At 51.0% G+C, this 13,410-nt stretch carries 15 protein-coding genes; 5 read left to right on the plus strand and 10 right to left on the minus strand.

Translation table 11 applies throughout. The features are described 5' to 3' along the window. Nucleotides 1-9: 9 nt before the first annotated feature. The 7 genes from OLM33_01340 to OLM33_01370 form a co-directional block, all read right to left on the minus strand. Complete coding sequence (locus tag OLM33_01340; GenBank protein MCW1712318.1) at nucleotides 10-894, minus strand: MBL fold metallo-hydrolase; 885 nt, start codon at nucleotides 892-894, stop codon at nucleotides 10-12. A gap of 121 nt (nucleotides 895-1,015) precedes the next feature. After that, nucleotides 1,016-2,167, minus strand: coding sequence for an FAD-binding oxidoreductase (locus tag OLM33_01345; protein MCW1712319.1), 1,152 nt, complete (start codon nucleotides 2,165-2,167; stop codon nucleotides 1,016-1,018). 9 nt (nucleotides 2,168-2,176) lie between these two features. Further along, nucleotides 2,177-2,446 carry a (2Fe-2S)-binding protein gene (locus OLM33_01350; GenBank protein ID MCW1712320.1) on the minus strand — a complete coding sequence of 90 codons (270 nt, stop codon included), beginning with the start codon at nucleotides 2,444-2,446 and terminating at the stop codon, nucleotides 2,177-2,179. Between the two features lie 2 nt (nucleotides 2,447-2,448). Beyond that, nucleotides 2,449-2,973: a 4Fe-4S dicluster domain-containing protein gene (locus OLM33_01355; GenBank protein ID MCW1712321.1), complete on the minus strand. Its 525-nt coding sequence runs from the start codon at nucleotides 2,971-2,973 to the stop codon at nucleotides 2,449-2,451. A 2-nt stretch (nucleotides 2,974-2,975) separates the two neighbouring features. Beyond that, entirely contained in the window at nucleotides 2,976-4,076 is a 1,101-nt protein-coding gene (locus OLM33_01360) for an NAD(P)/FAD-dependent oxidoreductase (protein ID MCW1712322.1), read from the minus strand. A gap of 15 nt (nucleotides 4,077-4,091) precedes the next feature. Continuing rightward, a complete protein-coding gene (locus OLM33_01365; GenBank protein ID MCW1712323.1) occupies nucleotides 4,092-4,412 on the minus strand; it encodes a (2Fe-2S)-binding protein in 321 nt (106 codons plus the stop codon). Nucleotides 4,413-4,637: 225 nt separating this feature from the next. After that, a complete protein-coding gene (locus OLM33_01370) occupies nucleotides 4,638-5,357 on the minus strand; it encodes a helix-turn-helix transcriptional regulator (GenBank protein MCW1712324.1) in 720 nt (239 codons plus the stop codon). 414 nt (nucleotides 5,358-5,771) lie between these two features. Between OLM33_01370 and OLM33_01375 the strand changes: the two genes are divergently transcribed. From OLM33_01375 to OLM33_01385, 3 genes are all read left to right on the plus strand, one after another. After that, nucleotides 5,772-6,764 carry a methionine ABC transporter ATP-binding protein gene (locus OLM33_01375; GenBank protein ID MCW1712325.1) on the plus strand — a complete coding sequence of 331 codons (993 nt, stop codon included), beginning with the start codon at nucleotides 5,772-5,774 and terminating at the stop codon, nucleotides 6,762-6,764. Then, nucleotides 6,757-7,392, plus strand: coding sequence for an ABC transporter permease (locus tag OLM33_01380; GenBank protein ID MCW1712326.1), 636 nt, complete (start codon nucleotides 6,757-6,759; stop codon nucleotides 7,390-7,392). The genes OLM33_01375 and OLM33_01380 overlap by 8 nt, the downstream gene beginning before the upstream one ends. A 170-nt stretch (nucleotides 7,393-7,562) precedes the next feature. After that, on the plus strand, nucleotides 7,563-8,342 hold the full coding sequence (locus OLM33_01385) for a MetQ/NlpA family ABC transporter substrate-binding protein (GenBank protein MCW1712327.1): 780 nt from the start codon (nucleotides 7,563-7,565) through the stop codon (nucleotides 8,340-8,342). Nucleotides 8,343-8,438: 96 nt separating this feature from the next. On the opposite strand, the gene OLM33_01390 is transcribed toward OLM33_01385, so the two are convergent. After that, nucleotides 8,439-9,791 (minus strand): glutamine synthetase beta-grasp domain-containing protein, encoded by a 1,353-nt coding sequence (locus tag OLM33_01390; GenBank protein ID MCW1712328.1) that lies wholly within the window; start codon nucleotides 9,789-9,791, stop codon nucleotides 8,439-8,441. A gap of 285 nt (nucleotides 9,792-10,076) precedes the next feature. On the opposite strand from OLM33_01390, the gene OLM33_01395 reads away from it, so the two are divergent. Further along, nucleotides 10,077-10,724 carry a NeuD/PglB/VioB family sugar acetyltransferase gene (locus tag OLM33_01395; GenBank protein ID MCW1712329.1) on the plus strand — a complete coding sequence of 216 codons (648 nt, stop codon included), beginning with the start codon at nucleotides 10,077-10,079 and terminating at the stop codon, nucleotides 10,722-10,724. Between the two features lie 86 nt (nucleotides 10,725-10,810). Here OLM33_01395 and OLM33_01400 read toward each other — a convergent pair whose 3' ends face one another. Next, nucleotides 10,811-12,448, minus strand: coding sequence for a carbon starvation protein A (locus OLM33_01400; protein ID MCW1712330.1), 1,638 nt, complete (start codon nucleotides 12,446-12,448; stop codon nucleotides 10,811-10,813). 60 nt (nucleotides 12,449-12,508) lie between these two features. Next, entirely contained in the window at nucleotides 12,509-12,781 is a 273-nt protein-coding gene (locus tag OLM33_01405) for a hypothetical protein (GenBank protein MCW1712331.1), read from the minus strand. A gap of 517 nt (nucleotides 12,782-13,298) precedes the next feature. Between OLM33_01405 and OLM33_01410 the strand changes: the two genes are divergently transcribed. Further along, a partial coding sequence (locus OLM33_01410) for a GTP-binding protein (protein ID MCW1712332.1) occupies nucleotides 13,299-13,410 on the plus strand: 112 nt, incomplete at its 3' end.

The raw sequence follows: 13,410 nt of genomic DNA on the forward strand, positions 1-13,410 counted from the left end.
CCGGAGAGATCAATGCCTGCTTTCCAGTGAGAGAGTCCCGTTTTCGAATGAACAGAGGAGTTCGCCCGAATCGATAAGAGGCGAAAGGATCGCTGCCACGGTGCTCTGTATGAGGACATACTGCGACAGATTCATGTCAAGTCCATGCCTTTGAGCGAGCTTTCCGACTATCCCATCTCTTGTGGAAGGCTCTGAACATATTTCAAGTATCTCTTCCCTCAGTGCGTTCAGGCATTTTCTGTTGGCTTCTGTGACAGGAACGATGTCTTCGCATATGTCTCCGTGCGAAGGGATAAAATAGTCTGCACTGAAGCTCTCAAGCATGTCAAAGGTCTCCATGGCGCTGCCGTAATCTGCGGTGAAGGGGATGCCGTACTTGCTCAGTATACGCCCGGATATGACTGAATCCGCTGTAAAAAGGACACCGTCAGGCGTAAGCACGCCGATCTGCCCGTGAGCATGGCCGTAAAGGGGGACGATCCTGAGCCCCCATACTTCGATAACGGTATCCGGCTCTGCCGTAAGTGTCACTTTTGAGGGCTCCGCCTGGAGAAATTTATTGCAGATCGCCTTTGGTGCCCTTCCCGACCAAAGTATCTCCGGCTCCATCTCAGGCATATTAATGAAAGGCGCCTCCTTTGCGGAGGCTGCGATCGCGCATCCGGTCCTCTTTTGTATGAATGCGTTGCCCCCGACATGGTCGGCGTGGAAATGGGTGTTTATTATCAGACGGATCTTCCAGCCCTTCTCTTCAGCAAGGCGCAGTATCTTCCTTCCGGAGGAGGAGTCGTTGCCGCTGTCGATAAGGACGGCCTCTCCTTCTTTTACATAGGCCCCTATGTTGACAGGTCCGCAAGCCATCCAGGTATTCCCCTTTATATTATTGAATTCCATTGATCCTCACCTCATGCTGATTATAGGCTATCTGTTCCCTCTGATTTTTAAGAAGGGATATCTGAATATGAAAAAGGGCGGGTCTGCCGACCCGCCCCGAAAGGTGTTCCTTTGTTCTTTTCTAAACTACGTTCGGCTCAACTATGCGTTCTCCGCGCTCGAACCGGCGGTAATCCATTATAGTCGGGTCGATCGGCGGTTTGTCGCCGTTGAGGAGAGCCGTCATGATCTGGCCTGCTACCGGCCCGAGCATGAAGCCGTGACCGGAGAAGCCTGTAGCATGCCAGAATTCCTTGACATCGGTCTCGCCAAGTATAGGTGCCGCATCCGGGGTCATGTCGTAGTATCCAGCCCACTGGCGTACCACGCGGATGTCCTTTGCTCTCGGAAGCATCTTGACTATCGTCTTCGCGATGCTTGCTACTGAATGGGCCGTTGATGTGTATCCAAGCAGAGGTTCATGTGCGGGGCTTTCGCCTGCGATGATCGAACCGTGGGGACGCTGCTGGATGTAGTAGTTGCCGCTGAAGCTCATAAGCATCGGGGGGCATACGCCCGGATCTACGGGTTCGGTGATGAGGATCTCGTGACGCTCTGCCCAGTTGGGGAGCTTGATGCCCGCCATCTTGGCGATATCCTGTGCCCATGAGCCCGCGCAGTTGATGACCTGTCCGCATTCGATCGTGCCGCGAGTCGTCTCGACCGCTTTGATCCTGCCAGCTTCGACCTTGAGTCCCTTGACTTCAGTGAACTTGTAAAATTTTGCTCCGTAGCGCTTCGCCGCTTCCTGGAAGGCGAATGTGGTAAGGAAGGGGTCGGCATGTCCGTCCCTCTGATAGAAGGTGAATCCAAGTGCGTCATCTACAGCCACTCCGGGGCAAATCTCCTGTGCCCTTTTGACATCTGTGAAAATCTCGGTCTTGATCCCCAGGCTGTGCTGAAGTTCCACGTTCTTTTTGAACTGGGCCCATTCTTTGTCCTTATATGCAACGAGAAGGTATCCGCCCTGGTTTAGGCCTGTGGGCAGCCCAAGTTCTTCATCAAGTTGCTCGAAGGTATCAAGGCATGCCAGAGCCATCCTGCAGTTGAGCTCAAGGCCCCACTGTGCGCGGATGCCTGCTCCGCAGCGGCCGGTCGAACCGGAGCATACGGTGTTTTTCTCTATCAGGACGACATTCTTTCTTCCTGATTTTGCAAGGTAATATGCAGTAGCTGTTCCGACTACTCCTCCGCCAATTATTACTACATCAGCTGTTTTCGGAAAATCCATCATACGCACCTCCTACTCATCCTCGGCAAGAAGTCCGAGTTTAATTGGTTTCACCGGAGGCCTGATGGTTCCGGGATCAAGTTCTGATATTGGTTTGCCTGTAGCCTTTGAGAGCTCGCGGAGGATTATGTCGCGGCAGCCTCTGCCCTGGCAGGGTCCCATGCCTACGCGGAGTTCCCTCTTGAGTTCATCAAAGGTGTCATAACCGCGTGCGATCCATTCGCGGATCTCGTCTATCTCTATCTCTTCGCAACGGCAGATGATATTCTTTTTCTCAGTCATGGCTAGCACACCACCTTGATGGCACGGATCTCTCCGACCAGTTTTTTAGGAATGACCACGCTCACTACCGTAGTCTGATCCTTAAGGGGTTCCGTTACGGTATATATCTCTCCCTCGGAGACCTCTTCGCCTGTCCTGTTCAGGCACTTTACCTTCTGTCCCTTCGCAGGCTTCGGCTCAAGTTCGTACGGAAGCTTGATGACCGCTTCGTCCGCTCCGTAGGTAAGGTCCACCACAAAGCAGGCAAGTCCGGGGCATTTCGCTACGCAGAGACCGCAGCCCGTGCATTTCTCATAGTCTATCGACGGGACGTCGTTGATGTCCGCGAACGGCTTGACCGCTCCCGTAGGGCAGCTGGTCGCACAGGGGTTGCAGGGGATGCGCTGCGGACATTCTATTACTACATATCCGCCCTTTTTCTTCTCCCACGCTTCCTGCGGGGGAAGGATGGCCCCGGGCCTGTTCTCTACAAGGACTCCGCTGCAGAATAGTTTCTCTTTGTCATTGCTGTTGCATGTGCAGCCCATCTTTATGCCTCCCATCCGTCAACAAGTACCTGACAGATCCCGCCGCGGATCTTTTCACCGACTTCGCCTGCGCGAAGGTGGTCGAGTCTTGTCCAGTATTCTTTGAACGATATTTCGTTTACTTTGCAGCCAAGTGCCTTGGCCGCGCCGAATCCGGCTATCCTGCCCTCTACCATGGCAGCCGATGCCTCTTCTATTCCTGATGCGTCTCCCGCTACCCAGATGTCGGGGTTGCTGGTACGCATTGTGTTGTCCCTGAATGGTACGTGGCCGCAAAGCTGCGGGCAGTACTGCATCTTCGCCCCTGCCTGCCAGAAGAGCTCGGTGGTCGGGGTGAGCCCTACTGCCATGCAGATAACGTCGCAGTCGATCTTCTTTGGTTCGCCGATAAGCTGGAATTTGTCGTCGAGTTCCTGAATGACTGCTCCCTCTATTACTTTGCCGCCTACCGCTTCAACAATGGTGTGCCTCAGGAGGATGGGAATGCCGAGCCTTCTGATCTTCGCCGCGTGGACCCAGTATCCGCCGATCTTTGGCATGGCTTCCACTACCGCCGCGATCTCGACTCCGGCCTGCCTGAGCTGGTAGCTTACTATAAGTCCGATGTTGCCCGCTCCGACCATGAGGACTTTCTTGCCCGGAACTACTCCGTATACGTTCATGAGGGTCTGGACCGCTCCCGCTCCGTATACTCCCGGAAGGTCGTTGTTCGGGAAGGGGATGAGCCTTTCCTGCGCTCCCGTCGCCACTACTGTCTTCTTCGCCTTGATCCTGTAGTATTCGTCTTCGCCTTTCATCGCGGTGAAGATGCCCTCTTCCGGATAGTAGCCTGTGACTGTGGTGTTGGTCTGAATGTCCACTCTGTCACCAAGGGATTTTATTTCGTCAAGAAGGATGTCGGCTATCTTGTAGCCGCGTGTCCCCGCATATTCGTCCTTGCTTCCAAAGAACTTGTGCGTCTGCTTCACAAGCTGGCCGCCGGGGTGAAGGTCGCTCTCTATTACCGTTACCTTCGCTCCCGCTCCCGCAGCTTCTGCCGCAGCGCAAAGACCTGCCGCTCCGCCGCCTACTACGAGGAGGTCTGTCTCTATCGTCTTCTTCATATTTCCCGCCTCCCGCTATTTCGCTTCCAGTGGAACCTGGCCCTTGCCGTGCTGGGTCTCCACCTTCATGCCTGCCTCCAACGGCGTTACGCAGGTACGCACGTTGGGCACTCCGTCTACTACCATGAAGCATGAGCTGCATTTGCCGATAGCACAGAAAAAACCTCTCGGACGCTTCATCTCAGGCGTTACCCTGTATATCCTCACATCGTTGGCGTGAAGCGCCATCGCTATGGGTTCGCCTTCGAATCCCTTCATGTCCTTGCCGTCAAACGTGAATGTTACTTCCTTGCCGTGATGGAACTCAAGTATCGGGTGTTTCTGTATCAGTTCCATGCCCTCTCTCCCTCCTTGTGCTTGTTCGCGGAATCCCGTAGGGATTTTTGAAATGATGAAAATAAGATGGTTTGCTGCATAAAGGTGTGTTACGGTGTCGGTATCAAAAAATTATCTGCGTAACAATTTTTTGATACTCACGAAGAATATTGTCATTCCATAGTGAATTTTTGTCAAGAGGAAATGGAATTTCTGACGGAAAAAACAGGAAGGCTGCTGAAATGTTTATTCAACATCCTTCCTTGTATGAGTCTTTGTGCCCTTATGTAATTTCTCCTGTTTCTGTACATCGCGGATATATGAGTAAATAGTATATTTGGTATTTCCCATCTCATTTGCCACCCTGTCCACAGAGCCTTTCAGGAGAAAGAACCCTCTGTCGTGCAGCTCTTTTATAACTTCTTTTTTCTCCGGTTTAGAGAGATAGTTCAAAGGAGTGCCTATCCTGTTTTTTACCTGGGTAAGCGAATCGGTGACCACTTCTTCAAGCTCTTTCGCATACCATTCGCGTATGGGCACAGGAAATTTGTCAGGTTTCTGGGAATTATCCGCCGCTGGCTCAGGATATTGCTCGACATTCTCCATGTCCAGATGCAGGAGGCTCTCGATCAGTTCCTGCGCTGCCGCTGCTTTGCTTATGTCGTAGTTTATGCACATAAAGCCGATCGTCTTTTCATTCTCGTCCCTGATAAAGATTGCGCTGCATTTGATGAGTTCGCCCCGGTTATTTCTTGCGAGATAGTTGTATATGCCTTCCCTGTTGCGGTACTCCTCGGACTGCAGCATGTAAAGCCCGAAGTCTGTCATCGGTGCACCCGGGGCCCGCCCGGTAACATGACCGTTCTCACACATTACCAGAGAGTGCTCCGGCATCGTCACATCATGCAGATTTACCTCGTAGTCTTTCCCCAGGATCTTGGCGAGGCCGCGGACTACAGGTATCATGATTTTCAATTTCGGATTCATCTTTAAATTTTTAGACAAAAGAAAGACCCCCAATGTTCAGTCATTTTACACCAAACTGACAAACAAAGGAACAATTTTTTGATATTATCTCCAAAAAATTGTTCCTTTGTGATAGATTTTTTGCTGCGTTATTAAGGTCGTGTGGAAACTTATGTAAAAGAGCTGTAGTTTGACAAAATGTTTGAGGGTGTTATAATGCCCTTTGTCAGACATTTCGGGGAAGGAGGAACCTACATGTTTAAAATTAATATCCGTACCAACAACATGATGATGTGCATGTACGCTCAAGGCTCCTCTCCTGATTTGGCGGGCGCTTAGGGCGTCGACTGCATAGATCAGCGAGACCGGGCCTTGCAGGGCCCGGTCTTTTTTTGATTTGTCGTAAAAGTTGCTATGTATATAAAAAGGAAGGTAGACAGGATGATCGAAGTCAAGGGACTTGGAAAAAAGTTTGGCGAACTAAAGGTCCTCGATGACATCTCTTTAAAAGTTGAAAGAGGTGACGTATTCGGTATCGTGGGACACTCAGGAGCGGGAAAGTCGACGCTTCTGCGCTGCCTCAACGGGCTGGAGGGCTACAGCGAAGGTTCGGTGAAAGTGATGGGTCAGGAAGTCTGTGAGCTTGACGACCACAAACTGAAGGAACTTCGCAGGGAGATGGGAATGATCTTTCAGAATTTCAGTCTCATGAACAGGAAGAACGTTTATGAAAATATTATGTTCCCGCTGGAAGTCTGGGGAATCCCCAAAAAAAAGGCAGAGGAGAGAGTTCTCGACCTGCTGGATCTCGTTGGACTGACAGAGAAGAAAAACGAAAAAATACGAAATCTGAGTGGAGGGCAGAAGCAGCGCATCGGGATCGCGAGGGCGCTGGCGCTTGAACCGAAGATCCTTCTGTGCGATGAAGCTACATCCGCCCTTGACCCCAAAACGACCATATCCATCCTGGAACTGCTCATGGACATCAACAAAAAGCTGGGAGTCACAATAATAGTCGTCACCCACCAGATGGAGGTGGTCAAGATGGTCTGCAACAAGGTCGTGATACTCGACGGCGGCAGGATAGTCGCATCGGGGGATACTGACAGTCTCTTCCTGGCTCCTGGAGAAGAGCTTCGCAAGCTCATCACAGACGATTACGCCGTCATCCCTTCAGGGACGAACATAAGGCTCATGTTCCCCCGCGAGATAGCCAACGAGAGCATCATCACAAGCATGGCAAGAGAGCTGGACACAAACTTCTCGGTAGTCGGGGGAAGGATCGAAAGATACAGGGAGACTGTGATGGGATTTCTGATAATAAACGTCTCTGATCCAGACCTTGACAGGGTCATAGACTGGCTCAGGAAAAACGGGATGTTCTGGGAGGTGATGCGCGATGCTTAATGAACTTATGTTCGCGCTTTGGGAGACTTTGTACATGGTTGCCCTGTCCACTATTTTTTCGGGTATATTCGGGTTTGCCGTGGCGATCGTGATGATACTTACGGAGACCGGAGGACTAAGGCCGAATAAGGCCGTCTACTCCATACTGAACGTTATAGTCAACCTGCTGCGCTCGTTCCCGTTCATCATCCTTATGATCGCAATAATACCTCTCACCAGGCTGATCGCCGGCACTTCCATAGGAAGCACCGCCTCGATCGTTCCTCTGACCATAGCGGCGACTCCTTTTGTTGCACGTCTTATGGAGGGAAGCCTTCTCGAGGTCGATCCGGGAGTCGTTGAGGCGGCAAAGTCGTTCGGAGCCGGTGACATGCAGATCATCTTTGGAGTGATGGTCAAGGAGGCAATGCCGTCGATAGTCCTCAACTGGGCTGTGGTCGCGATCAACCTTCTGGGATACTCGGCAATGGCAGGCGTTGTCGGCGGCGGAGGGTTGGGAGACCTTGCGATAAAATACGGATACAACAGGTTCCAGACTGACGTCATGGTCTATTCCGTAGCGATACTGATCGTAATAGTGCAGGTCATCCAGTCAATTGGCAACAGGGTCTACGAAAAAATCAAATAGCATACTGAGGATCAAGGACAAAAAAGTTCTTTCGAGGAGGTGGAGCCTATCGATAACGAGAGCGACATGTACAGCATGCGCACCAGAACAACAAGGATGCCGCGAAGTACTCAGGCGGCAACGACCTGTGGGGCTCAGCCCCCTAATAAGAAGAAAGGAATGTGTCAGATATGAAGAAAATTGCATTGGCGGTCCTGCTATCCCTGATCATCCCCGCGGCCCTTTTTGCGGCAGACAAGAGCATTACTGTCGGAGTCACCCCATTTCCCCACAAGGATATAATGGTAATAGTCAAGGACCTTCTCAAAAAACAGGGTTATGAACTTAATATAAAGGAATTTACCGACTATGTGACGCCGAACACCGCACTTGCCGAGGGAAGCCTTGACGCTAACTTTTTCCAGCACGTTCCCTACCTCGAAAACACAAACAAGGAGAAGAAGCTGGATCTTGTATGGGTGGCAAAGGTACACATCGAGCCTCTCGGCCTCTATTCGAACAAGATCAAGAAGCTGAGTGAACTGAAAAAGGGTGCCCAGATAGCCATACCCAACGATGCCACCAACTGCGCAAGGGCCTTGAGGCTGCTGGAGAAAAACGGCCTGATAAAAGTGAAGGCGGGAGAGCTTGTAACTGCGAAGGACATAACGGACAATCCTAAGAAAATAAAGATAAGGGAGATCGAGGCAGCCCAGCTTCCAAGGACCCTTCCCGATGTGGACGCATCCGTGATCAACACCAATTTTGCCGTTGAAGCAAAGCTGATCCCGGCAAAGGACGCTATCGTCATCGAGGGAAAGGACTCCCCCTATGCCAACGTAATAGCAGTAAGGGCTGCGGACAAAAACAGCCCTGCTGTGAAGGCGCTCGTTAAGGCAGCGAATTCCCCTGAAGTCAAAAAGTTCATCGAAACCGAACTTGTTCCAAAGGGAATCGTCCCGGCATTCTAAGAGGGATCACCGGGCAGAGTACTGTATATTTAAAGATAAAGAAAAAGAGGGGGCTTCCTGAGAAGCTCCCTCTTTTATATGAGTGTTCAGTGAATATTAGAAGTAAAGTTCGTACTCCTGGGGGGTAGGGGCGTTATAAACGTACTCTGCCTCAGCCTTTTTGGCCTTTACCCAGAGTTCGATAAGCTTATCCGGGAAGACCGGTGCGAGGTATTCCCTGTCGTTCTCAAGTCCCTTCAGAACTGAATTGAGGTCGAGGGGAAAGGTCAGTTCATCCTTGGCTTCCTGTGACTGGTAGCCCATCTCAACGGGGTCTTGTCCCTTGAGTATCCCGTCAGCTCCGGCAAGGACCATTGCTGCAAGGAAGAAATAGATGTTGGCGGAAGCGTCGCCGGTACGATACTCTATGCGTGTCTCTTCTTTGCTGACGTATCCCGGTATCCTAACAGCCGCGGCACGCGATCCCTTTGCAAAAGTGGCACTTACGGGGGCCTCGTATCCGTGCACCAGACGCCTGTAGCTGTTGGTGCTGGGGCATGCGAAAGCCAGGAGGCTGCCCGAAAGGCTGTGCTTAAGTATGCCCGCGGTGTAGGAGAGGCCGGTTTCCGACAGATTGAAAAGTTTTTTGCCCGGGAAAATGGATTTTTTCTTTTTCTCGAGGAACTGGTGCACGTGCATACCGTTGCCGGGCATCTTGTAGAGAGGTTTGGGCATGAATGTCACATAAAGGCCCATCTCATCGGCGACCTGCCTTATTATCCACTTGGCCAGGGAGACCTGGTCCCCTGCCTTGTCGATGTCCATGAAATCAAGCTCTATTTCGAGCTGTGATATCGCCACTTCATGATGGTGGTACTTGACGGGTATCTCTGCTATCTCCATCAGGCGGACCGTTTCGTTGCGGAAGTCCATATACCTGTCCTCCGGCGGCATCCTGTGGTATGCCTTGTGGGGGTCTACCCTTGGTGCTGAGGAAAAGCCATCGCCCATGCCTTCGGCTGACGTCACCCTGTACGAGGCGTGGTCGGTCCCGGTCGAGTATTCTACATCCTCAAAGGCGTAGTACTCAAGCTCCACCAGAACCTTTGCGTTGTCTGCTATACCCTCTTTTTTGAGGAATTCCTTCGTCATTTTCACAATGTTCCGGGGATACTGATCGAACTCCTCTCTGTCGGTAGATACTACATCGCAGAGTACGTGGAGCATCCTGTAATCGCCCCGTATTTCGAAGAAAGCGGTGGACATGTCGGGTATCGCCACCATGTCAGAGTTGCTGACCTTGGCGTATCCGTAATTGGAAGCGTCAAATCCTATGCCTTCTTTCATCACTTTTTCGCTGACATAGGTGTGCGGCAGAGAGACGCTTCGGATATTTCCCAATATGTCCACCATGAGTAAGTTGACAAAATCAGCATCCTCAAGGTTCCCGTTAAAACGTTCAAGCTCCATTCGTTATCCCTCCGTGGGTTGTCTTTGATAGCGGATCCATCATTTTTTTGGTGGAATAGCAGAGAGTTTAGCACGATAAGGGGTATATTGGAAATATAAAATTTCACAATAGATCCCGATTTTTGTGAGGCTGCAGAATCGCCTCAGGCTGCAGGATCGCCTCAGGCTGCAGGATCATTTATTTTCGTTGCCTGGAGAGACAAAGAATGGAATAATATGATCGGACTGCTACATTGAAAGGATCAGACAAACGGCTGATATTATCCTAAGTCGGGAGGGCAAGAGATGCAAAAAGGACCTTTGTATATCCTGGGAGCGGGCAATCAGTCAAAAGTCCTGCTTTCAATGCTCGAAGAGTGCGGAAGGGAATGTGCCGGGATCTTTGATGATGATGAGAACCTGGCGGGCGATCTTTGGGGCTGTCCGATCAGGGGCAGGATCTCTGATGTTCCGGACATTGAAGCGACTGAGGCAGTGATAGCGATTGGCGACAATATGACAAGGAAGGTAATAAGCTGCAAGTTCAGGAACGTTCGATGGGCGGTCCTGATCCATCCTGCAGCTTGCATACATCCTTCAGTCAACTTGCGAGAGGGCTCTGTGATATTTCCCGGTACGATCATCCATGCCGGAGCCTCGGCGGGCAGGCATGTCATAATCAATTCAGGATCTGTAGTGGGGTATGAAACGATGATCGGCGATTACTCCCATGTCGGCATGGGAAGCATCATCGCTGACAAGGTCATCGTAGGAGAGAACGTACTGCTGGGAATGGGTACGGTCGTTATCCCAAAGGTGCATCTGTTTGATGACGTCACTATCGGAGCCGGGTCGACGATAATCAAGAACCTCGGACCCGGAGGAGTTTACGTAGGCAATCCGGCAAGACGGGTACTGAGGCCGATCATCGACACGGAAGAGGCCGAACAGTAAGATGACAGAGTCAGGATCAACCGATAGGGCAGGCTGAAGAAAAGCCTGCCCATGATGTATCTGACGAGAGTAATATTTTCTTTGTCTTATCCCTGCGCTTTTTCGAGCTTCAGTGCCTTAAGTCCCTCTCTGACCATCAGGACCGCAAGTACCAGAAGTATCGCAGATATCGCGGCAAGGGGATAGTTCGCGCTTGGACTGCTCAGTGTTGTTTTGATCTCGATTACCAGTCCGGCCATGCTTGTCACAAGCATAAACCAGAAGGGGACGATCAGGAATGTCGCCTTTTTCTTGAGGCCGCGGATTATCCATACTGCGATGCCAAGTAGGGCAAGAGCTGCGACAAGCTGATTGGAAGCTCCGAATACCGGCCATATCATTGCCCACGCAGCTACGACCTTGCCTGAAGCATCGGTCGTCTTCACATAAACGAGCCCCAGCGCAACTGCGATAGCTATAATTGTGGCAAGGTATTTGCCTATCCTGCCGCCCGTGAATTCCTGTATCTGATAACGCGCGAGCCTTGTTGCCGTGTCGAGCGATGTGAGGAGGAAACCGTTGATGGCTATGGCTCCAAGCCTTGTTCCAAGGACGGGATCGATGCCGACTATAGTGCAGAACTGTCCAAAGCCTGCCGCAAAAGTTCCAACCGGTCCGCCCTTCTGGATACCGCCTGCGACCATCAGCGTCCCTATCGAGATGACTGCGACCAGCCCTTCGAGAAGCATGGCGCCGTACCCGACAGGAAGCGCGTCCCTTTCATGGCAGAGCTGTTTTGAGGTCGTTCCGCTCCCTACAAGCGAATGGAATCCAGAGATCGCTCCGCATGCCACTATTACAAATAGCATCGGCCAGAGATGGAGCTTGGTCAGACCGAAATATTTTACGTTGTCCGCAAGCACCGGGATCGCGCCGCTGTCCATCTTAGCTCCGAACAGCATGCCTATTGCACCTATGCCGACTGCGAAATACAGGAAGAAGGAGGCAAGATAGTCTCTGGGCTGCAGAAGCAGCCAGACGGGAAGGACCGAGGCTGCCAGGATATAGATGGCCAGGAACATGTTCCACTGGTCGGCGGAATGTGTGAACATCGCGGCGACAAAAGGCCAGTCCCCGCCTTTGAATGAGCATATGGCAACTATTATGAGCATGAATACCGTGACTATTTTAAAGTTAAGATTGAAACGATAGATGAGAATGCCTGAGATAACGGCAAGCAGGATGTAGAGGCATCCTACAAATGCGACTACCGGGTCTGTTACAAATGTGGCCGTGGTCAGGACAAGGAATACAGCCACAACGAGGATCAATGAGAGGATCGTGAATCCCAGGAAGAGCTTTTTGCCTGTCTCTCCTATCCAGCGCTCTATCACGACACCTACGGATTTGCCCTCATGCCGCATCGAGGATACGAGCGAACCCATGTCGTGAGGTCCCCCAAGGAAGATGGAGCCGAGTACGCACCACATGATGGTGGGAAGCCATCCGAATATGGAAGCCGCTGTGATGGGGCCGACTATTGGTCCTGCGCCTGCGATGGATGAAAAGTGGTGTCCCAGTACGACTGCCGGGTGGGCGGGGCAGTAATCTACCCCGTCATTGAGCTGTTCTGCCGGAGTGGGGTTTTTATTGTCCAGGTCGTAGACCTTTGCCATGAAATCCCCGTAAAACTTGTAACCAAAAACGAAGAGAACTGCAGAGACGATAAACATCACCGGAAACATGAATGACACCTCCTAAAAAGTTATGTCCTGCCTTACGGCAGTCTCCTGAAAGAGCTTCTTTCAGGAATGTTTCGGCCCTACCACCTCCTCTGCTTTGCCTGCCAGATATGCCAGATCTTCTATCTCTTTGGGAACTGTGTCTCCCGGCCTGTACATGTGGATCTCGACAAATCCTCTCAGGCCAAGCATTAATGATCTCTTTCTGGTCGAGTATTTTTCTTCCGATACCAGGAAAAGATAGCGCTGAGACATAAGGTCAGTCTCATGTGATGCTGTATTGAATATTCTGTCCGGATCTTCAGGAAGATATTTCCATACTATGTAGTCGTCCACATAATATCTTGCGATCTCTCCGAGCAGTCCGGATTTGATAAGGCTGACCCTCCTCCTGAGCCCCTCGGCGCTTCCGCTGCTCCAGGGCTCAAAACGCCATTCTTCCCATATCTTTTTTGCGCCGGACAGATAGGAGAAGTCTTCCAGATCGAACGCCCCCTTAACACTATCGTAACATTACATTAACATTATGATCAGGTATCTAAAGATAAGATACACCTAAGTTTTAGGATTATCAAATTATTTTTCAATAAGTTTCGATCTGCTGAACTATGTTTTGCCTTTATATAAGCGCAAAAGCGCTCTTTATGCTATCATTTGGCTATGTGGCACACCAAGGAACAAGAGTCCGGAAACTCTTGCATAAGCGGGATCCATAATGTATAATGCGCGTTACTTATCTTTAGAGATCCGGCTCGAATTCCGGATCTCTTTTGATGTTGCTCGTAAATACAGGCGGAAATATTAGCCCCATGGGCATTATTACTGAAGCAAATTACAGGGAGGCAAGACAGAAATGGCAAAGGAGAAATTTGTAAGAAACAAGCCGCACCTCAACATAGGAACGATAGGCCATATCGACCACGGTAAGACGACCCTTACAGCGGCGATCACAAAGACGCTTGCGA

The organism is Synergistaceae bacterium DZ-S4, from assembly GCA_025943965.1.
Taxonomy (GTDB): Bacteria; Synergistota; Synergistia; order Synergistales; family Synergistaceae; genus Caenicola; species Caenicola nitritireducens.

Excerpts from the sequence above, each read along its gene's own strand:
- OLM33_01340 (MCW1712318.1), bottom strand. The coding sequence starts at position 894 with ATGGAATTCAATAATATAAAGGGGAATACCTGGATGGCTTGCGGACCT.
- OLM33_01345 (MCW1712319.1), bottom strand. The coding sequence starts at position 2,167 with ATGATGGATTTTCCGAAAACAGCTGATGTAGTAATAATTGGCGGAGGA.
- OLM33_01350 (MCW1712320.1), bottom strand. The coding sequence starts at position 2,446 with ATGACTGAGAAAAAGAATATCATCTGCCGTTGCGAAGAGATAGAGATA.
- OLM33_01355 (MCW1712321.1), bottom strand. The coding sequence starts at position 2,973 with ATGGGCTGCACATGCAACAGCAATGACAAAGAGAAACTATTCTGCAGC.
- OLM33_01360 (MCW1712322.1), bottom strand. The coding sequence starts at position 4,076 with ATGAAGAAGACGATAGAGACAGACCTCCTCGTAGTAGGCGGCGGAGCG.
- OLM33_01365 (MCW1712323.1), bottom strand. The coding sequence starts at position 4,412 with ATGGAACTGATACAGAAACACCCGATACTTGAGTTCCATCACGGCAAG.
- OLM33_01370 (MCW1712324.1), bottom strand. The coding sequence starts at position 5,357 with ATGATACCTGTAGTCCGCGGCCTCGCCAAGATCCTGGGGAAAGACTAC.
- OLM33_01375 (MCW1712325.1), top strand. The coding sequence starts at position 5,772 with ATGTATATAAAAAGGAAGGTAGACAGGATGATCGAAGTCAAGGGACTT.
- OLM33_01380 (MCW1712326.1), top strand. The coding sequence starts at position 6,757 with ATGCTTAATGAACTTATGTTCGCGCTTTGGGAGACTTTGTACATGGTT.
- OLM33_01385 (MCW1712327.1), top strand. The coding sequence starts at position 7,563 with ATGAAGAAAATTGCATTGGCGGTCCTGCTATCCCTGATCATCCCCGCG.
- OLM33_01390 (MCW1712328.1), bottom strand. The coding sequence starts at position 9,791 with ATGGAGCTTGAACGTTTTAACGGGAACCTTGAGGATGCTGATTTTGTC.
- OLM33_01395 (MCW1712329.1), top strand. The coding sequence starts at position 10,077 with ATGCAAAAAGGACCTTTGTATATCCTGGGAGCGGGCAATCAGTCAAAA.
- OLM33_01400 (MCW1712330.1), bottom strand. The coding sequence starts at position 12,448 with ATGTTTCCGGTGATGTTTATCGTCTCTGCAGTTCTCTTCGTTTTTGGT.